The sequence below is a fragment of the Rhodanobacter sp. 7MK24 genome, assembly GCF_014842995.1.
Lineage (GTDB): Bacteria > Pseudomonadota > Gammaproteobacteria > Xanthomonadales > Rhodanobacteraceae > Rhodanobacter_A.
The window spans coordinates 548,516-567,291 of record NZ_JACYXL010000001.1; the positions used below are offsets into that span (position 1 = coordinate 548,516).

The 18,776-nt window shown below is 66.2% G+C and carries 18 protein-coding genes and 1 pseudogene; 7 read left to right on the plus strand and 12 right to left on the minus strand.

The window, feature by feature from the left end:
* Positions 1 to 163 precede the first annotated feature (163 nt).
* From IHE49_RS02525 to IHE49_RS02540, 4 genes and pseudogenes are all read right to left on the minus strand, one after another.
* Entirely contained in the window at positions 164 to 523 is a 360-nt protein-coding gene (locus IHE49_RS02525) for a metalloregulator ArsR/SmtB family transcription factor (RefSeq protein ID WP_192154601.1), read from the minus strand.
* Positions 524 to 589: 66 nt separating this feature from the next.
* Positions 590 to 708, minus strand: a pseudogene (locus tag IHE49_RS02530) (arsenate reductase ArsC); the annotation flags it as partial.
* A gap of 12 nt (positions 709 to 720) precedes the next feature.
* Positions 721 to 1,809, minus strand: coding sequence for an ACR3 family arsenite efflux transporter (gene arsB, locus IHE49_RS02535; protein WP_192154603.1), 1,089 nt, complete (start codon positions 1,807 to 1,809; stop codon positions 721 to 723).
* Entirely contained in the window at positions 1,806 to 2,315 is a 510-nt protein-coding gene (locus IHE49_RS02540; protein WP_192155405.1) for an arsenate reductase ArsC, read from the minus strand. The genes arsB and IHE49_RS02540 overlap by 4 nt, the downstream gene beginning before the upstream one ends.
* Positions 2,316 to 2,456: 141 nt before the next feature.
* Here IHE49_RS02540 and arsH point away from each other — a divergent pair, with 141 nt between their 5' ends.
* On the plus strand, positions 2,457 to 3,245 hold the full coding sequence (gene arsH, locus IHE49_RS02545) for an arsenical resistance protein ArsH (RefSeq protein WP_192154612.1): 789 nt from the start codon (positions 2,457 to 2,459) through the stop codon (positions 3,243 to 3,245).
* Positions 3,246 to 3,530: 285 nt separating this feature from the next.
* On the opposite strand, the gene IHE49_RS02550 is transcribed toward arsH, so the two are convergent.
* From IHE49_RS02550 to IHE49_RS02575, 6 genes are all read right to left on the minus strand, one after another.
* Positions 3,531 to 4,454 carry an HlyD family efflux transporter periplasmic adaptor subunit gene (locus IHE49_RS02550; RefSeq protein WP_192154614.1) on the minus strand — a complete coding sequence of 308 codons (924 nt, stop codon included), beginning with the start codon at positions 4,452 to 4,454 and terminating at the stop codon, positions 3,531 to 3,533.
* Entirely contained in the window at positions 4,451 to 5,200 is a 750-nt protein-coding gene (locus IHE49_RS02555) for an ABC transporter ATP-binding protein (protein WP_225578109.1), read from the minus strand. Before IHE49_RS02555 ends, IHE49_RS02550 begins: the two co-directional genes overlap by 4 nt.
* Positions 5,197 to 6,327, minus strand: coding sequence for an ABC transporter permease (locus tag IHE49_RS02560; RefSeq protein ID WP_192154617.1), 1,131 nt, complete (start codon positions 6,325 to 6,327; stop codon positions 5,197 to 5,199). Before IHE49_RS02560 ends, IHE49_RS02555 begins: the two co-directional genes overlap by 4 nt.
* Positions 6,327 to 7,715, minus strand: a complete 1,389-nt coding sequence (locus tag IHE49_RS02565; RefSeq protein WP_225578110.1) for an efflux transporter outer membrane subunit — start codon at positions 7,713 to 7,715, stop codon at positions 6,327 to 6,329. The genes IHE49_RS02560 and IHE49_RS02565 overlap by 1 nt, the downstream gene beginning before the upstream one ends.
* A gap of 136 nt (positions 7,716 to 7,851) precedes the next feature.
* Positions 7,852 to 9,285 (minus strand): sensor histidine kinase, encoded by a 1,434-nt coding sequence (locus IHE49_RS02570; protein ID WP_192154619.1) that lies wholly within the window; start codon positions 9,283 to 9,285, stop codon positions 7,852 to 7,854.
* The gene (locus tag IHE49_RS02575; protein ID WP_192154621.1) at positions 9,282 to 9,968 is read right to left on the minus strand and encodes a response regulator transcription factor; all 687 of its coding nucleotides are present in this window, start codon (positions 9,966 to 9,968) and stop codon (positions 9,282 to 9,284) included. Before IHE49_RS02575 ends, IHE49_RS02570 begins: the two co-directional genes overlap by 4 nt.
* 294 nt (positions 9,969 to 10,262) lie before the next feature.
* Here IHE49_RS02575 and IHE49_RS02580 point away from each other — a divergent pair, with 294 nt between their 5' ends.
* A complete protein-coding gene (locus IHE49_RS02580; RefSeq protein WP_343227524.1) occupies positions 10,263 to 12,533 on the plus strand; it encodes a M1 family metallopeptidase in 2,271 nt (756 codons plus the stop codon).
* Positions 12,534 to 12,535: 2 nt separating this feature from the next.
* On the plus strand, positions 12,536 to 13,411 hold the full coding sequence (locus IHE49_RS02585) for a hypothetical protein (RefSeq protein ID WP_343227525.1): 876 nt from the start codon (positions 12,536 to 12,538) through the stop codon (positions 13,409 to 13,411).
* A gap of 158 nt (positions 13,412 to 13,569) precedes the next feature.
* Here the strand turns inward: IHE49_RS02585 and IHE49_RS02590 are convergent, their stop codons facing one another.
* Both IHE49_RS02590 and IHE49_RS02595 read right to left on the minus strand, forming a co-directional pair.
* Positions 13,570 to 14,112, minus strand: a complete 543-nt coding sequence (locus IHE49_RS02590) for a GNAT family N-acetyltransferase (RefSeq protein ID WP_192154624.1) — start codon at positions 14,110 to 14,112, stop codon at positions 13,570 to 13,572.
* A gap of 18 nt (positions 14,113 to 14,130) precedes the next feature.
* Positions 14,131 to 14,595 (minus strand): SET domain-containing protein, encoded by a 465-nt coding sequence (locus tag IHE49_RS02595; protein ID WP_192154626.1) that lies wholly within the window; start codon positions 14,593 to 14,595, stop codon positions 14,131 to 14,133.
* Positions 14,596 to 14,688: 93 nt separating this feature from the next.
* Here IHE49_RS02595 and IHE49_RS02600 point away from each other — a divergent pair, with 93 nt between their 5' ends.
* The 4 genes from IHE49_RS02600 (at position 14,689) to IHE49_RS02615 (ending at position 18,765) form a co-directional block, all read left to right on the plus strand.
* Positions 14,689 to 16,119 (plus strand): M20 family metallopeptidase, encoded by a 1,431-nt coding sequence (locus IHE49_RS02600; protein ID WP_192154628.1) that lies wholly within the window; start codon positions 14,689 to 14,691, stop codon positions 16,117 to 16,119.
* 44 nt (positions 16,120 to 16,163) lie between these two features.
* Positions 16,164 to 16,856: a YggS family pyridoxal phosphate-dependent enzyme gene (locus tag IHE49_RS02605; protein ID WP_192154630.1), complete on the plus strand. Its 693-nt coding sequence runs from the start codon at positions 16,164 to 16,166 to the stop codon at positions 16,854 to 16,856.
* 241 nt (positions 16,857 to 17,097) lie between these two features.
* Positions 17,098 to 17,907 (plus strand): C40 family peptidase, encoded by an 810-nt coding sequence (locus IHE49_RS02610; RefSeq protein WP_343227526.1) that lies wholly within the window; start codon positions 17,098 to 17,100, stop codon positions 17,905 to 17,907.
* Between the two features lie 195 nt (positions 17,908 to 18,102).
* On the plus strand, positions 18,103 to 18,765 hold the full coding sequence (locus IHE49_RS02615; protein ID WP_192154631.1) for a rhomboid family intramembrane serine protease: 663 nt from the start codon (positions 18,103 to 18,105) through the stop codon (positions 18,763 to 18,765).
* The last annotated feature ends 11 nt before the right edge of the window (positions 18,766 to 18,776 follow it).

Sequence of the window (18,776 nt, forward strand, 5' to 3'; positions counted from 1 at the left end):
CGTCGCCGGCGTTGTCCGATACGTCGCCCGGGTGCTTATTGTGATCCGGAAATCGATGGGTTTCGTGCCCGTCATCCCGGTGCAAGCGTGAATCCAGCGCCTTCTATAGCGGACATTTTGAAAAAGCCCTTAGGTCACTCTCGGCTTTCCGCAATGGCGTTCTTCAGGCTGGCTTGACGTCCCGCTTGCGCGCGCTTGTTACCTGGGCCGCACTCTTGGACGGCGCGCAGGTCTTGCCGGTGGCGCAGCAGCAGTTTTCGGTGAGATAGCCGATCAAATCGTCCATGGTTGCCATCGAGGCCGCGTAGTAGATGAAACGGCCTTCCTGCCGGCTGGTGATCAGGCCGGCATGCACCAGTTCCTTCAGGTGAAAGGAAAGCGTGGTGTTTGCAACGCTCAGACGCTCGGCAATCGCGCTCACGACCAGGCCATCCGGCGCATGCTCGACCAGCAGGCGATAGATGGCCAGGCGGGATTCCTGGGCCAAGGCGGAAAGAACCGTGATGGCTTGCTTGGTCTGCATGGTGGTGCGGGTGTTCCTCTGGGGCTTGGCCAGTGTACGGGGACACGCTGTCGGCTGACTCAGGCGGCCTGCGAACGGGCTTCGGAATCCAGCCCTTCACCGCGATGGTTCGTGATGGCCTCGGCGAGGATGCTGCGGGCGGAGTTCCCGGTGCACACGAACAGGACGCTGTAATGACCTTGCATGGCGCTCTCCGGTCAGACAGTCTGGGCTTCGTACCAGCGCCTGCTGGTGGTGACGATGCGGACCACGGACAGCATCACGGGTACCTCGATCAGCACGCCCACTACGGTGGCGAGTGCCGCGCCCGAGTGCACGCCGAACAGGCCCACCGCCGTGGCGACTGCCAGCTCGAAGAAGTTGCTGGCGCCGATCAGGGCCGACGGTGCCGCAACGCAGTGCGGGACGCGGAACGCGCGATTGAGGACGTAGGCCAGCGCCGAATTGCCGTAGACCTGGATCAGGATTGGCACGGCCAGCATGGCGATCACCAGCGGCTGGGCGAGGATCTGCTGCCCCTGGAAGCCGAACAGCAGCACCAGGGTCAGTAGCAACGCGCCAAGCGAGATCGGTCCCAGCCGAGCCAGCAGGCGCTGGAGTGCGTTCGGACCACCGTGAGCCAATACGACACGACGCAGCACGGCGCTGATCAGCACCGGCACGACGATGTAGAGCACCACCGAGAGGATCAGGGTGTTCCACGGCACGGTGATCGCCGAGATGCCGAGCAACAGCCCGACGATGGGCGCGAAGGCCACCACCATGATCGCGTCGTTCAAGGCCACCTGGCTCAACGTGAAGTTGGGCTCGCCGTTGCACAGGTTGCTCCACACGAAGACCATCGCCGTGCAGGGTGCGGCCGCCAGCAGGATCAGGCCCGCGACGTAGGAGTCCAGCTGGTCGGTCGGCAGCCACGGCGCAAACACGTGGCGGATGAAGATCCAGCCCAATAGCGCCATCGAGAAAGGCTTCACGGCCCAGTTGATGAAGAGCGTGACGGCGATGCCTTTCCACTGGCGGCGCACGCCACTCAGCGCGCCGAAGTCGATCTTCAGCAACATGGGGATGATCATCAGCCAGATCAGCACGGCGACAGGCAGGTTGACCTGCGCCAGCTGCATGCCGCCCAGTCGCGCAAACGTATCGGGCAGCAGGTGTCCAAGCAGGGTGCCTGCGACGATGCACAGAAGTACCCAGACGGTGAGGTGGCGCTCGAAGAAGCCAATGGAGTTTTTCGCATGAGCGGCGGCCGAGGCTTCGCCTGCAGGCTGGGATGTCGCGCTCATGCGGCGTCCTCGCCTTCGTCGGTGATGCTGCCGATATGATCCAGCGCCTGCTTCAGGGCCGCGCGATCCATCGTCTCCACCGGCAGGTCGACCAGGGCTGCGATCCGGTAGAGGATGAGCGTGTGTGCGCGGCGGAACGCTTCGAGCAGGGCGTCGTGGCCGTGCGCAGCCGCCGGATCGGGCAGGCCCCAGTGACTTTTGACGAAATCGCCGAAGAGCACCGGGCAGGCCTCGTTGGCCGCGTTGTCGCACACGGTGATGACGATATCGAGCGGCGGCGCTCCTTCTTCCGTAAAGCGATCCCACGACTTGCTGCTCAGGCCGGCGGTCGAAATGCCCGCGGCCTGGAGTTCATCCAATGCGTAGGGATTGACCCGCCCCGTGGGCTGGCTGCCGGCGCTGAACGCCTCGAAGCGGCCCTCGCCCAGGTGATTGAGCGTGGCTTCGGACAGGATGCTGCGGGCGGAGTTGCCCGTGCAGATGAACAGAACGCGGCAGGGGTTCATGACGGCTCTCGTGCAAGTACATGGATCGCAGGGCAAGGAGAAATGCCTGCGCTGCAGGCGTTCATCACCTTCGTGCGGGCGCATTGATTCGACATTTCTATATTCATAGAATCGTTTCTTCAATGCAATGCCGGATCTGCCATGACCGACGAACTCCCGCACATCGATTCCGCGCTGCTGGACACCCCCGACCTCGCGAAACTGGCACTGCCGACGGGCGCCGATCATCCGCCGCGCATCCTCATCCTGTACGGCTCGCTGCGACCGCAATCGTTCAGCCGGAAGCTTGCCCTGGAAGCGGAGCGTATCCTCCGCCGTTTTGGCGCCGAGACCCGCGTGTTCGATCCGCACGAGCTGCCGATCCTGGACAGCGTGCCAGGCAGCCATCCCAAGGTGCAGGAGCTGCGTGCCCTGTCGCTGTGGTCCGAGGGTCAGGTCTGGGTCAGCCCCGAGCGGCACGGCAACCTCACCGGCGTGTTCAAGAACCAGATCGACTGGCTGCCACTCGAAGACGGCAGCGTGCGCCCGACGCAGGGACGCACGTTGGCGGTCATGCAGGTCTGCGGCGGCTCGCAGTCGTTCAACGTGGTGAACGCGTTGCGCGTGCTGGGCCGTTGGATGCGCATGGTGACGATTCCGAACCAGTCATCGGTCGCCAAGGCATGGCAAGAATTCGATGAGGACGGCCGCATGAAACCCTCGCCGTTCTACGACCGCGTGGTCGACGTGATGGAGGAGCTGTTCAAGTTCACCTTGCTGGTGCGCGATCGCAGCGACTATCTGGTAAGCCGCTACAGCGAGCGCAAGGGAGCCGCCCATGCCCGCGCACTCTCGATCGCGGCGGCGGTCGCCGAGGTTACTGCGGCAGCCGCTCCCATCGAGGAGGTGAGCCTGCTTCGCCGTGCCTGTTGCGCCGGTGGAGCGTGTTGATCCCGACGATGTGCGGAGTTCAGGTCAGTCCGATCGATGTTCATGCGCTGACCGGGTAAATCAACTTCAAGCTACCGGTTCCATCGCTTGTCCCGGGCTCTTTGCTTGATCCATCTGTTCCGGTCGGGTCGCATCGCGTCCCCATGATGCTCATCGCTGTGTACGCCACGATGGAGCGCGACCTTTTTCCGCCAGCATGAAGCTGTGCCAGGTGTGGTTTTATGCTGGCCAGGTGCACGGCGCACGGCGGCATCCGTGCCGACGCTCATGCATGGAGTGCGCTGCTCAGTGCTTGTCTGCAGCAATGAATCGCACGATCACCCGTTGCCCGATCCGCAATTGCTGCTCGGGCTGGTCGAAGGCAAGCACGCATTCCACCGTGCGCGCGTTGGCGCGGGTCTGCGGGTCGTTTTCCAGCGTGGACGGCCCATAGACCTGACCAATGCGCAACACGTGGGCGTTCCAGTGGCCGCTCTCGGTGTCGTCGTTGTCCGACACCTCGGCGGCCATGCCCGGATGCACGACGCCCACGAAGCTTTCGTTGAGTTCGGCGCGCACGATGCGCGGCTTGTCGGGCAACAGGGTGAACAGCGCGTCGGAGGGCGACACGCTGGCGCCGGGCTGGGCGGTGACGTGCACCACGGTCGCATCGAAGGGCGCGCGAAGGCTGCGTTGGGCCAATTCGTATTTCATCTCGGCGAGTTTCTGCGCGGCCATGTCCGCAGCGGCCTGGTCGGCGTCCTGTTCGGCGTCGAGCTGGTTGCTGGCTTCGCGCGCGTCGTCCGCGCTCTGGCCATCGCCGGCGCCGGCAGTGGCGGCGGCACCGAGGCGTTGCGCACGCAGCTTGGCGGCGGCCTGCTTGACGGCCAGCAGCTTGAGCTGGGCCTGGGCCTGTTCGAGTTGCGCCTGTGCGGAATCCACCGCGAGCTGGGCAGGACGGGTATCCAGTGCAGCCAGCAACTGGCCTTGCTTCACGACGTCTCCCTCGTGCACGGCCACGTTGGCCAGCACGCCTTCGCGCGGCATGCTGAGCGTGAGCAGGCCGCCCTCGATATCCACGCGGCCGCGCGCCACCGCGGCGTACTGGCTGGCGGTGTTGTTCGCGGGCGGCTCTGCGCTCTTCGAGCAGGCGGCGAGCGCGAGCGTGGCGGCCAGCGCGCATCCGGCGAGGCGCAAGGGCGACGGCAGGCGAAGGGCGGTTGGCGTCATGGCGGGTTTTCCTTGAGGGCGACCGCATCGCGGCGGCTGTCGCTGAGGATGCGGCCATCCTCCATCGCCAGCACGCGGTCGGCGTGCGCGACCAGGCGCGGGTCGTGGCTAACGCACAGCACGGTGGTGCCATGGATGCGGGCGATGGTGTGCAGGATGTCGATGATGGTCTGGCCGTTTGCGGCGTCCAGTGCGCTGGTGGGTTCGTCGGCGAACAGCAGCTCCGGCTCCTTGGCCAGCGCGCGCGCGATCGCCACGCGCTGCTTTTCGCCGCCGGAAAGTTCGGAAGGTCGCAGCTTGATTCGATGGGTCAATCCCACTTCCTCCAGCGAGCGGAGTGCCCGTTCGCGAGCCTCACGCTTCGAAAGACCCATGTGGTTGAGCGGCAGCTCCACCTGCTCTTGCGCGGTGAGCGCGGGGAACAGGTTGAAGCCCTGGAACACGAAGCCGGTGTGCTGCAGGCGGAAATGCTCCAGCGCGCGCAGGTCGAGCTGGCCCAGTTCGCTGCCCAGGGCATGCACGCGGCCGCTGTCCACCTTCTGCAGGCCGCTGAGGATGGCCAGCAAAGTGCTCTTGCCGCAACCGGACGGGCCGGAGATCAGGGTGAGTTCGCCCGGATCGATGCTGAGCGACAAGCCGTTCAGCACCTGCGTGTGCAGCTTGCCGGACACGAAGGCCTTGCACACGCTGTCGGCTTGCAGCACCGGGGCGCCTGGCGTGGCGTTGACCTGGATCATGGCATTCATCGCAGCAGGGTCGCCGGATCGATGCGACGCATGCTGCGCATCGCCGCCATGCCCGAGACCGCCGCCTGGCCCATCACCAGAGCGATGCAGGCGAGCGCGGCCAGCGGGCCGAGCGTCACCGGCACATCTTCGGCGCGTGCCGCGAGCAACAGCACCACCCCGAGCACGGTGGCGCCGACGAGGCCCAGCGCGCCTACCCAGAACGCCTGTTCCAGCACTACCTTGCGCAGCGCGCCCACGCCCACGCCCAGCGCATTGAGCGTGGCGTACTCGCGCACCGAGCCTTGCACCGCGCCGACCAGGGTCTGGCTGGTGATCACCGCGCCGACCAGGAACACGATGCCGGCCAGGAACAGCACACCGGCGCCGGCGCCGGTGTCGAACAACCAGTAGCGCACCGAACGCCGCGCGAAATCGGCGGAGCTCCACGTGGTATAGGGACCGAACGCGGTGCTGCCGCGCAGACGAACTGCCACGGCGTCGGCTTGGGTGGGATCGCGCAGTTTGGCGACCAGATAGGTGGGGCCATTGTCGGCGGCGTCGGTGTCGAGCCGGCGCGCGGTGTCCAGCGAGGCGATCACGTTGATGCCGCCCAGTCCGCGCAGGCCACTGCTCACGCCGACCACGCGCACGCGCTGACCGTTGATGGTGGCGGTGCGGCCCAGCGCCACACCGAGCTTGTCGAGGTCCGCGCGATCCACGATCACCGCGTCAGGTTCGGCCAGCCGGGCACGCAGGTCGGGCGGCAACACCCTGGAGAACATCAGGCCGGCGGCGGCCGGGTCGATGCCGGAGACGAACACCGACACGCCGCCGGTATCGCCCGTGCCGCGCCAGTCGCCGTCGATCCACTCGTAAGGTTCCACGCGTGCCACCGCCGGATCCAGCAGGATGCGCGATTCCACGTTGGCGTCGATCGAGCGCCCCGAGCCCACGCTCTGCGTCCCGGGGAACCCGATCCATACGTCGGCCGACGAGCCGGTGATGTACACGCTGGTGGCGCCGAAGATGCCCAGCACCAGCGCCAGCTGCAGCAGTTGCAGCAGCCCGGCGAAGCCGACGGCGAGGATGGCGGGCAAGAAGCGCCGCCATTCGTACACCAGCGTCTTGCGCGCCAGGGCCACCATCAGTGTGTTGCTCCCGCGGCATCGGTGGACTTCGCGTCGGGCGCCTCGTCCGCCGGCAGCGGTGCGCCGCCCAGGGCCTTGAACAACGCCACGTAGGCGAGGCTGTGGCTGGCGCGGGCATCGGCCAGTTCGATGGCGGCCTGCGTGGCGGCAAGTTGGCTGTCGGCCAGCGCCAGCGGACTGTCAAGTTGCAGCTTCACGCGGGTCTGCAGCGCGTCGCCTGCACGTTGCAACGCCTGCCAGGCTTCCAGGCTGTGCTGCTCGCGCTGCTGTTGCTGTTGCAGCGTGCCCAGCGCGGTCTCCACTTCGGCTACGCCTTGCAGCACGGCCTGGCGGTAGGCCAGCACGCTGGCTTTCAGCTCGTGCGACTTGGCGTGTTCGTTGGCCTTGCGCAGGCCCCAGTCGAACAACGGCATGTCGAACATCGGCCCCATCGTGACCAGGCCGTTGTCCGAGGTGTGCTTGCGGTTGTTGTTGAGGTCGCTGGCCCAGACCATCGAGGCATCGAGGCCGAGCTTGGGAAAGCGGTCGGCATGCGCCACGCCCAGCTCGCCGGCGGCGCGCAGCACATCGGCCTCGGCACGCGCGATTTCGGGGCGCGTGCGCAGCAGGTTGGCCGGTGTGCTGGGCAGTTCCCATGTGCCGAGTTGCGGCTGCAGGCCAGCCTGCAGCCAAGCCGGATCGGGGTGGTTCTGGCCCGCCAACACGGCCAGCCGCTGCGCGGCTTCGTTGATGGCCTGGCGCGGCGCGGCCAGTGCGGCCTGTGCCTGCGCGACGGTTGCGACGGCCTGATCCACCGCGTCGGTGGGCGCCAGCTGCAGGTGCTGGCGGATCTTCAGCAGGTCGAGCTGATGGGCATGCAGGTCGCTGGCCTGTTGCAGCAGGGTCTCCTGCTGCTGCGCGGCGCGCAGTTCGATCCAGTTGCGCACGACCTCCGCCACCAGGGTCACGCGCGCCGCCTGCAGGTCGGCCATGTCGGCATCGAGCTGGCCCTGCGCTTCGCGCCGGCTGCCTTGCGCACGTCCGAACAGGCCGAACTCCCAACTGGCGTCGAAGCCGGCCACCAGATACGAGGCGCTGGCATCGGGGTCGATCACCTGGTCGGTGCTGGCTTTGAGGTAAGGCAGGTAGGGAGCACCGGAATGCTGCTGCAGCACCCGCGCGGCGCGCACCCGCTCGACTGCCTGGGCCACGTCGAGATTGTGCGCAAGCGCCTGGTCGACCAGGGCGTTCAGGGCGGGATCGTCGAAGGCGCGCCACCAGCTGCGCAGATCGGTGGGAGCCGGCGCCTGCGTCGCCGCCGCATGCTGCCATTGCGCCGGAATCGGCGGCTCGAGCTTCGGCATCGACACCGAGCAGCCGGCCAGCGCGATGACCGCAGCCAGCAAGCTTGTGCGCCAGCCTTGGCGCGTTGCGATGTCGGATCGGATCAGAGCCACGGTCAGGTCACACAACAGTGGAGGGATGGGGAACGGATAACGACCGTGCGGAGCTGCCAAGGATACAGGGCGGGCGCCGAAGCTGTCAGCGCGTCGCCGGCGCTTCGGCCTGCGTAGCAGCGACGTGACCCCGGCGCGGCGCGGGGAATCGCACTTCCACGCATAGTCCGTGTTCCTCCGCCAGGCGGTAGATCACCTCGGCGCGATGGCGTTCGGCGATGCGCTGCACGATGGCCAGCCCCAGTCCGCTGCCTTCCTCGCTGGTGCCCGGCGCACGGAAGAAGCGTTCGCTCAGGCGGGGTACCAATTCGGGTGGCACACCTGGGCCATTGTCCTCCACCATGAGGTTGGCACCGCCGTCGGTGCGCGCCTGCAGGCTCACCGTGACGGTGCTGCCGCGGCCGGCGTAGCGAATGCAGTTGTCGATGAGGTTGTCCAGGAGGTCGTGCAAGCTTGCAGCATGCCCATGGATGCTTAGCGCTTGCTCAGGACCCTGGTAGCCGAGGTCGATACCGGCGGCCAGCGCATCGTGTACGCGCTGCGTCACCGCCTCGGGAACCCAGCGTGCGAGATCCAGCGGCACGTGTTCCACGGTTTCGGTGGAAGGCGCCTGTGCGCGGGTCAGCGCCAGCAGCTGCGCGGTGGTGCGCGCGGCGCGCTGGTTGAGGCGACGGATGTGGGTAAGCGCTTCGCGCACGTTGGCCGGATCGGGATCGGCGAGCGCGCGTTCCACGTGCAGGCCGAGGCCGGTGAGCGGCGTGCGCAACTGGTGCGCGGCGTCGGCAATGAAGCGGTCGTGCAGCGCCAGCATGCCGCGCAGGCGTGCGAACAATGCGTCGATGGTGCGGGTGAGGGGGAGGATTTCCTGTGGTACGTCCGGGCCGCCGATGGGCGTGAGTTCGTGGTTGCGGCGCGCAAGCCGCCGGGTCAGCGGGTCGAGCACGCGCAGGCCGTGGTTGACGCCGAACCACACCAGCGACAGCACGCACACGATCAACAGCGACTGGGTGAGGATCGCCAGGTACAGAATGCTGCGCGCTTGCGCATGGCGATCGCTGAGGGTCTCGGCCACGGTGATGACGAGGACGTCGCCGGGGTGGCCGTTCCATGGTGCGGTCAGCGTGACCGCGCGCAGCGGATGATTCTCCATGCGGGTGTCGAACAGCTCGGGTTTGGCGCCCATCGCCGGAATCCGCTGTGCCTGTGGCAGTTGGCCATTGCCGGCGACGAGGCCACGTTGGCGACTGACCACACTGAAGTAACCATCGCCGTTGGGGTCGTACTGCAGCAGGAAGCGCGCTTGCGGACTCAGCTCGCCGCTCAGCTGCTCGCTACCCATCATTTTGGCCAGCGTCAGCGCGTCGTTGCCGAGGTCACGGTCGTGTACGTGGTTCGCATAGCCCAGCGCCACGCCGTAGGTGAACAGGATGTCCAGCACCAGCAGGATGGTCACCGGGATCAGCAGAAAACCCAGCAAACGGCGGCGCAGGCTGGGGCGGCGGGCGGGAGCCTGGCTCACGTGCGGTCACCGTCGGCCGGACTTTCTTCCAGCAGGTAGCCCAGGCCGCGGATGGTGCGCACCCCGGTGCCGCTGCCTTCGAGCTTGCGGCGCAGACGATGGATGGCGATGTCCAGCCCGTTGTCGGTGAGCTCCTCGTCCCAGCTGCATAAGGCTTCGATCAGTTGCGCGCGGCTGGTGACGCGGTCGGCGCGCATGGCCAGTGCCTCGAGCAGGCCGAACTCGCGGGCGGTGAGTTCCAGCGGCTCGTCGTCCAGCCACGCGCGATGGCCGGGCAGATCCAGCCGTAGCCGGCCGATCTTCAGCTCGGGCACGCCCTGGCTGCTGCTGCGGCGGAGCAGGGCGCGCACGCGTGCCTCGAACTCGCTGAGCTCGAAGGGTTTGACCAGGTAGTCGTCGGCACCGAGGTCGAGTACGCGGATGCGTTCGTCCAGGCCGTCGCGCGCCGTTACCACCAGTACCGGCGCGCTGCCGCCGCGGCTGCGCAGCCGGCGCAGCACTTCGCTGCCGTCCAGTTGCGGCAGACCCAGGTCCAGCACCAGCAGGTCGTAGTCGTGCTCGCGCAGCGCGGCGTCCGCCAGCTGGCCGCCGGCCACATGATCCACGGCGTGGTTGCTGTGGCGCAACGACGCGCAGATGCCTTCGGCGATGGAGGGGTCGTCTTCGGCCAGCAGGATGCGCATGCGGTTCGGGTTCCGTTCGTCGGCATGAAGGGGTGCACAGCTTGCCATGCGCCACCTGTCCAGTAGCTTAGAGCCTGCACGCGATTCCGCATGGGGCCTCGGCAAGGCGGCGCGGACGGCTGCCCGTCTACCGGCGTGTTCTCGTTCTTCAATGAGCCCGTTCGCAAACGGCTTCCCGTGCAGGCTTATGCAGGAGCCGGGCAGGATCTTTCCGTCGTCAAGGCATGACCTTTGGCCTATGACGGCGATGCCACGCTGCGTGCACGCTGGCGAATCACTCGCGGGGAGAGCGCAATGGTGTCGATCAGGGGCAGGGGCGGGCTGTGGCTTGCCGCAGTGGCCATGGGCTGGTGCGCGACCGGTGCTGGCTTTGCGCAGCAGGCACCCGTAGCAGCGGGAAGCATGGTGGCGTCGCCCGCGGCAAGTACGGTGACGGCTGCGCTGGAGCCGATCCCGTTTGCGCCGGCGCATCAGACCATCATCACCACGCCAAGCGCGCCGACCGCCTGGGGCGGCGCACGCACCGGCCAGGAGGCAACACTGTCCGACCGCGTGGTGAGCTACACCATCAATGCCAGCCTCGATGCGGCCAAGCACCAGGTGGCCGGCAAGGAACACATGACCTGGCGCAACCGCAGCGACCGCCCGGTCAGTCATGTCTATTTCCATCTCTACCTCAATGCATTCGAGAGTGATGGCAGCACCTGGTTCACCGAGCGCAAGGTGCTCACCGCGCATGGCCGCTCACGGGGCAATGCGGAGCTGAAGGACGGACAATGGGGCTGGGTCCGCCTGCAGCGCGTGACGCAGGGCGATGCGGAGCTGAAGGACGCGATGCAGGCAGGTGCGGCGCTGAAGTGGAGTTTCGTGCATCCCGATGGCGGCCCCGACAGCGACCACACCGTGGTGCGCATCGACCTTGCCCAGCCGGTGCCTGCAGGTGCCACGCTGGCGCTGGACATCGATTTCCTCAGCCAGCTGCCGCGGGTGGTGGAGCGCACCGGCTGGTGGGGCGACTTCAACCTGGTCGGCCAGTGGTTTCCCAAGATCGGCGTGCTGGAACTGGCGGGCGAACGCGGTGCCACCGCGCCGCGCTGGAACGTGCACGAGTTCCACTTCAACAGCGAGTTCTACGCCGACTTCGGCAGCTACGACGTGCATCTCGACGTGCCCAGCGACTACACCGTGGGCGCGGTGGGCCAGCTGCAGGGCGAGCCGCAGGCGGCGAACGGTCGCACCACCTACCATTTCATGCAGGGCGATGTGCACGATTTCGCCTGGGTGGCCGCCAAGGGCTACAAGACGATGGACGGCACCTATACCGGCGCGGGCAGCCCGCCGGTGGCCGTGCGCGTGATCTATCCGACCGAATACGCGGCCAGCGCCGCGCCCACGCTGAAGTCCACCATCGACGCGCTGGGCTATTTCTCGCAGACCATCGCGCCCTATCCCTACCACACGGTCACCGCGGTGATACCGCCGTACAACGCGGACGAGGCGGGTGGCATGGAATACCCGACCTTCTTCACGTCCGAGGGCTACAAGGAGGTCACGCCGGGCACCCTCAGCCAGTACGGCAGCGACTTCGTGAACATCCACGAATTCGGCCATGGGTATTTCTACGGCATCCTCGCCTCCAACGAGTTCGAGGAGCCGATGCTCGACGAGGGCATGAACGAGTATTGGGACGACCGCATGATGCGCGAGCGCAAGCAGGACCTCGTGCTCGCCACGCCATTCATGAAGTGGCTGGGTGTCGCGCCGGCAATGAGCGGATTCCAGATGGAGCGCCTGGGCGCGCAATTGCAGCGCCCCGAGGATCCGCTGGCGCAGAACAGCTGGGACAGGCTTTCCGGTTCCAGCTACGGCACGGTGTACACGCGCACCGCCACGGCGATGCATGATCTCGAACAGCGCATCGGCGAGCCGGTGATGCAGAAGGCCATCCGCCTGTACTACCAGCGCTGGAGTTTCCGCCATCCCTCGGTGGCCGACCTGCGCCAGGCACTCGTCGACGGCTCGGGCGATGCCAAGGACGTCAACGAGATCTTCGACGAGGTGGTGTATGGCACGGCACACATCGATGACCGCGTGATCGACATCGACACGAACGAGGTGCTGCCGCCGTCCGGCGTGATGTGGAAGGACGGCAAGCCGATGGCCGACCAGGCTGCGTTGGACAAGCAGGTCGCCAAACAGCGCGAGGATTGGAAAAAGGCCCATCCCGACGCCAGGCCTGGCGTCGGCGGGCCGTTCCCCTGGCACAGCACGGTGACCGTGTTGCGCGACGGCGCACGCGTGCCCGAGACCTTGCATGTCATCTTCGCCGACGGCAGCCACGAGGATGTGCGCTGGGATGACGATCGCCGTTGGGCGCGCTTCGAATTCGAGAAGGCCAGCAAGGTGGTGTCCGCCGAGCTTGATCCCGCCCAGCAGGTTTACCTCGACGCCAACAAACTCAACGACAGCCTCTCGACCAAACCGAACGGCGCTGCTTCCAGGCGCTGGACGGCCGACGCGGCCGCGTTGCTGCAAACCCTCTACTCGATGCTGGTGACGCTGTGATGATGGCCAGGACGACTGCCCCGCGCGCCGGCTTCGGCGCCCTGTTCTCCGCGATGGCTGAGGCCGTGCAATGGCGTTTGCTGCTGCTGTGGCTGCTGCTGATGTTGCTGCCGGCCACGATGGTGGCGCTGCCGCTGTGGCGCTCGCTCGCGAACCTGCTCGACCACTCCGTGCATGCCGATGCATGGGCACGGCACTTCGATCCCATGATGTTCGGCGATGCGATGTTCGCGATGGGTGGGCACGTCGCGTGGCTGAGCGGTGCTTCCTTGCTGGGTCTGGTGTTTGCCCTGCTGCTGTCGCCCTTCCTCAACGGCATGGCGGTGGGCAGCGGACGCGCCGGGCGCAGCCTCGATTTCGGCGCGTTGCTGTTGAGCGGCTGGATCGAATACGGTCGCATGTTCCGCGTGATGTTGTGGTCGCTTTTGCCCTATGCGGTGGTGATCCTGGTGGCTGGCGTCGCCATGCACATGGCCGACAAGCATGCCGATCAGGCGGTGCTGGAGTCGCAGGCCGATGCCTGGCAGCACGGTGCGCAATGGGTGCTGCTGGTGGTGTTCGTGCTGATGCACGCCATCGTGGAATCCACCCGCGCAGCCTTCATCGCCGATTCCGGTTTGCGCTCCGCCACCCGCGCCTTTGGCCGCGGCATTCGGCAACTGCTGCGCCGCCCATTGAAGACACTGCTGTTCTACCTGGTAGTGAGCCTGGTTGGCCTGGTGATTGCCGGTGTGTTGGGCATCGCGCGTATCCACACCACGGCGGCGGATGGCGGCTTCTGGTTGGGACTTTTGCTCAGCCAGTTGATCGTGGTGGTGCTGGGGTGGATGCGCATCGCGCGGCTGTTCGCGCTGGCGCGGCTGGCGCCGGCGCGTTGACGTCGTCTGTTTTCCACTGTTTCCACCTGCTGAGAGTGAAGCTCGGGCGCCGGCAGGCGCTCGAGGCCGCTCTGTCGCTCACGGCAGGCACCGCAAGCGAATCGGGCCACTGAAGCAAAACTGTCGCAGAGCACCTGCTCACGGAAGATGGAGGCCTCTCAACCGCAAGCGACGCGGCGGATCTCCCGATGCGGTGGGTAATACGCAAACACATGCGTATCGCACCCGTAGAAATCCCGATCCTCGATGTGTTCGCCGCCAAGGCGTTCGGCCACGCGGTCGGAGGCTTCGTTGCCCACCCGCACCAGGCTGATCACGCGCTGTGCGCGCAACTGGTTCCAGGCGAAGTCCAGCACCGCGGTGCCAGCTTCGGTGGCGTAGCCATGGTGGCGGTGCTCGGGCTTGAGCATCCAGCCCAGCTCCAGGTCAGGCCAGCCTTCGGGCTGGAACAGGCCGGCGCGGCCGATGAACTCGCCGGTGGCCTTCAGTTCCAACGCCCACATGCCATAGCCGCGCAATTGCCAGTGGCCCAGCAGCATCGCCAGCGAACGCCAGGCGTTGGTGCGGTCCAGCGGCTGGCCATCGCCGATGTAGCGGGTGCTGGCCGGGTCGGCCAGCATCGTGGCGTAGTCGTCGAAATGGCGCTCGGTGAGCGCAGTCAGGCGCAGGCGCGCCGTCTCGATGGTGGGAATGTTGATCATGTCAAATTCAGAAGCAAATCACGTGCCTTCGAGCAACGCCGCTAATGCGCGGGTGCTCGAAGCGAGGCTTTCCGTCCAGGACAAGCCGACGATTGTCTCACCAGTTGCTGCATCCGCAAAATCCTCGGTCTCGCCGGGGGGGAGCAGGTGGCGGTAGTCCACGGTGATCTCGCTGTCCACGGGCAGGTCGGCCAAGGCGAACACGAAGCCGAGATGCCATAGCCCGTTGGGCTGGAAACTATGGTTGATGTAGCACTCGTCGGGCCAGTCCGGCGACACGGTGTAGCGGTCCTCGAACCAGCGCGCGCTGGCGTACTTCAGCTTGGCCAGTTCCGGCAGGTCGAATTCGGCGTGCCGGAAGGTCTGGTTGATGGCGTCGGGCGCGGTGAGGATGCTGCCGGCGCGCACCGTCTCGTCGAGAAAGAGGCCCTTGCCTGCACCGGGGATGCGTGAGGCGGCGATGTGGTAGCGCGGCAGGATCATGGCGGGACCGGTCGGAGCGGGGCGCCAGTGTAGGGCAGGCTTGCATTGGCGGCTTGCTAGAATGTCCGTCTTCCCCACGTTTCCGGAGTGCCCATGGATACCGCCCGCCTTTCCCGCTTCGTCAGCGGCCTGTGGGACGAGGAGATCGTGCCCAGGCTGGTGGAATACATCCGCATTCCCAACAAGTCGCCGATGTTCGACAAGGACTGGAAGGCGCACGGTCATATGGACGCGGCGGTGAAGCTGATGAGCGACTGGGCGCAGTCCAAGCTAGCCGCGTTGCCGGGTGCCACGCTGGAGGTGGTGCAGCTGGAAGGGCGCACGCCGCTCATCTACATCGAGGTGCCGGCTACAGGCGCCAGCAACGACACCGCGGTGCTGTACGGCCATCTGGACAAGCAGCCGGAGATGACCGGCTGGGCCGAGGGCCTGGGTCCATGGACGCCGGTGCTGAAGGGCGACAAGCTTTACGGACGCGGTGGCGCGGACGACGGCTACGCCATCTTCGGCTCGCTGGCGGCATTGCTGGCGCTGCGCGAGCAGGGCGTGCCGCATGCGCGCTGCGTGATCCTGATCGAGGCCTGCGAGGAATCGGGCAGTTACGACCTGCCGTATTACGTCGACCACCTTGCCGCGCGCATCGGCAACCCGTCGCTGGTGGTGTGCCTGGACTCGGGCTGCGGCAACTATGAGCAGCTCTGGCTCACCACCTCGCTGCGCGGCATGACCGGCGGCAACCTCACTGTGCAGGTGCTGGAAGAGGGTGTGCATTCGGGCGACGCCTCGGGCGTGGTGCCATCCAGCTTCCGCATCCTGCGCGAGATCCTGTCGCGGCTGGAGGATCCGGAAACCGGCACGATCAAGCCGAAGGAGCTCTACGTCGAGATTCCCGCCCAGCGCGTGGAGCAGGCGAAGCACGCGGCCACCGTGCTGGGTAGCGACATCTACAGCAAGTTTCCCTGGGCTGAAGGCATGCAGCCGGTCACGCACGAGCTACCGGAGCTGGTGCTCAACCGCACCTGGCGCCCGCAGCTGGCGGTCACCGGCATCGGCGGCATCCCGCCGCTGGACAGCGCCGGCAACGTGCTGCGCCCGTTCACCGCGGTGAAGCTGAGCCTGCGCGTGCCGCCTACGCTGGACGCGAAGAAGGCCGGCCAGCTCCTCAAGCAGTTGCTGGAAAAGGACCCGCCCTACGGTGCCAAGGTCAGCTTCGACCTGGAGAAGGACGGCAGCGGCTGGAATGCGCCGGCGCTGTCGCCGTGGCTCGCCCAGGCGGTGGACGAGGCGTCGATGAACCAGTTCGGCGCACCGGCCACCTACATGGGCGAGGGCGGTTCCATCCCGTTCATGGGCATGCTGGGCGAGAAGTTCCCCCAGGCGCAGTTCCTGATCACCGGCGTGCTGGGTCCGCACTCCAACGCGCATGGCCCCAACGAATTCCTGCATATTCCCACCGGCAAGAAGGTGTCGGCGGTGGTGGCCGAGGTGGTGGCCAAGCACTATGCGCAGGGCGCGAAGGACTGATGCGGTTTTCTCCCTCTTCCCGCTGGGAGAGGAGGTAAAGGCTCATGGATCATTCCCACCTCGCTGCCAACTGGGCCGACGTCCGCCATCGCGTGGACGAGGCCTGCCGCGCTGCCGGGCGCGATCCCGCCGAAGTCTCCATCCTGCCTGTCAGCAAGACCTTCGACGCCGACGTGGTGCGTGCGGCGGTGGCGTTGGGTCTGCGCCGTTTCGGCGAGAACAAGGTGCAGGAGATCCGCGACAAATCCGGCCCGCTGGCCGACTGCGGCATTGCCTGGGTGGTGATCGGTCACCTGCAGACCAACAAGGCCAAGGAAGTGGCGCGGCTGGCCAGCGAGGTGCAGTCGCTGGACCGTATCGAACTCGCCGATGCATTGCACCGCCGCCTGCAGGCCGAAGGGCGCCGTCTGGACGTGCTGGTACAGGTGAAAACTTCCCCCGAGGAAAGCAAGCATGGCCTGTCGCCCGATGCATTGCCGGCCTTCCTGGACAGCCTCGCGCACTACGAGACCTTGCGCGTGCGTGGCCTGATGACTCTCGCCACCCATAGCGACGACCCGGCCGAGGTGCGCGCCTGCTTCCGCGAACTGCGGGAGCTGCGCGATACAGCCCAGGCGCAAGGCCATGACCTGCCGAGGCTTTCCATGGGCATGAGCGGCGATTTCCCGTTGGCGATCGCCGAAGGCGCCACCGAAGTGCGCATCGGCAGTGCGATCTTCGGACGCCGCCCGGTGTAGGCCGATCTTTGAAACAAATCGGAAATCCGACCCGAAACCCCCGGTTTCGGGTCGGATTGGACAATTTTCGGAAGAATCTGCCGTTTTTCGGATGTGACGGGTGTATCGGTTGTTTGCGAACGACAGAGTTCAGTTAACCTCGATCCAACAACCTCGCGGAACCGTCTTGGTAAGTTCACCCCTTCGTCACGTCACCCGCACGTCAGGTGGCGCCTCCGAGAACCGTAGGGGTTACCGCCTCATGCCAATCCAGCGATTGACCGGTGTTGCCGCGCTCGTTCCGATGCTGCTGCTGGCCACTCCTTCGCATGCGACGACCCATCGCGTCCTGAAGCACCACACCCAGTCCCGCCGTTCCCATGTCGTTGCCAAAGCCTCGGTCGACAATCATTACTCGCAGGTTCCCGGCGTTCTCGCTTCCCCGCTGTCGCTGAATCCGTGGTTTGCCCTCAGCCCGATGCCGGCCCTGGCCTCGCCCAACCTGGCGGGTTTTGGCGGCAATGCGGCGCCGGCCTTCGGCGTCGAGCACAGCGTGCTCGCACCGGTAGCCGCTGCTCCGGCCGTGGCCGAAGTCGCGAAGGCGACCGAAGGTCAGGCGGAGGGTGATGCCGACATGCAGGTCGACAACATCAGCGACCTGCGCAAGTCCCTGATCGACCTGGCGATGAACCTGCGCAACGTGCGTTACGTGCGCGGCGGCAAGAGCCCGTCCACCGGCTTCGATTGCAGCGGTTTTGTGCGCTACGTGTTCGCTCACGCGATCGGCGTGCAGTTGCCGGCCAATTCCGCCTCGCAATTCCTCGACGGTCTCAAGGTGAATCGCGCGGACATGAAGCCGGGCGACCTCGTGTTCTTCCATACCGGCGGTCGTCGTCACGGTGGCATCAGCCACGTGGGCATCTACATTTCCAACGGCCAGTTCATCCATGCGCCGACCTACGGCAAGCGGGTGCAGATCTCCAGCCTCGATGAGGCCTACTGGGCCAAGCGCTTTGTCGGCGCCAAGCGCCCAGACGGCATGCTGGCGCTGACCGGTGGCGGCAACGGTTGATCCTGGCCGCATCGCCATTCGTTGAAGCCGCCCGCGTGGCGGCTTTTTCATGGCGCGCATCCAGGTGCGCCAGTCTGTGGACACGTTGCGGGCGCGCAAAACGGTAATCCTGTCGTTTTGTCTTGGGGCTGTCCGAGCATGGCGAGCGACCGACGCAGACGTTACGCTAGCGCATTGCCTCTATTGCACTTCTGCATGCCCAATCTTCCGCCGGTTACCCGCAATCTGCTGATCGCCAATGTGCTGGTGTTCGCACTGCAATTGTTCCTGCACGACGTGGACACCCTGGCGCTGAGCCGGTACTTCGCTTTGTGGCCGCTGGGGCCGGACGTGACCGGTGCGGTGGCGGGCGGCCAGGTCATCACGGTGGGCTTCCGGTTCTGGCAGGTGGTCACCTACGCGTTTATGCACGGCGGCTACACCCACATTCTGTTCAACATGATGGCGCTGTACATGTTCGGCGGGGTGATCGAGCGTACCTTCGGCGCACGCAACTTCACCGTGTACTACTTCGTCTGCGCGGTCATCGCAGCGGTAGCACAGCTGCTGGTGGTGAAGTTCTTCACCCACGGTGTCTATCCGACCATTGGCGCTTCGGGCGCGATCTTCGGCCTGCTGCTGGCCTTCGGCATGCTGTACCCGAAGGAGAAGGTGTTCCTGATCTTCCTGCCGATCCCGATGCCGGCGTGGCTTTTCGTGATCGGCTATGCGGCGGTGGAACTGGTGCTGGGCGTCACCGGCACGCAGGCCGGCGTGGCGCATTTCGCGCACCTCGGCGGCATGGTCGGCGGCTATGTCATGATCCAGTACTGGCGCGGCCGCCTGCCGCTGAAACCGAAGCGCCAATTGCTGCGCTGATTACAGGGAAA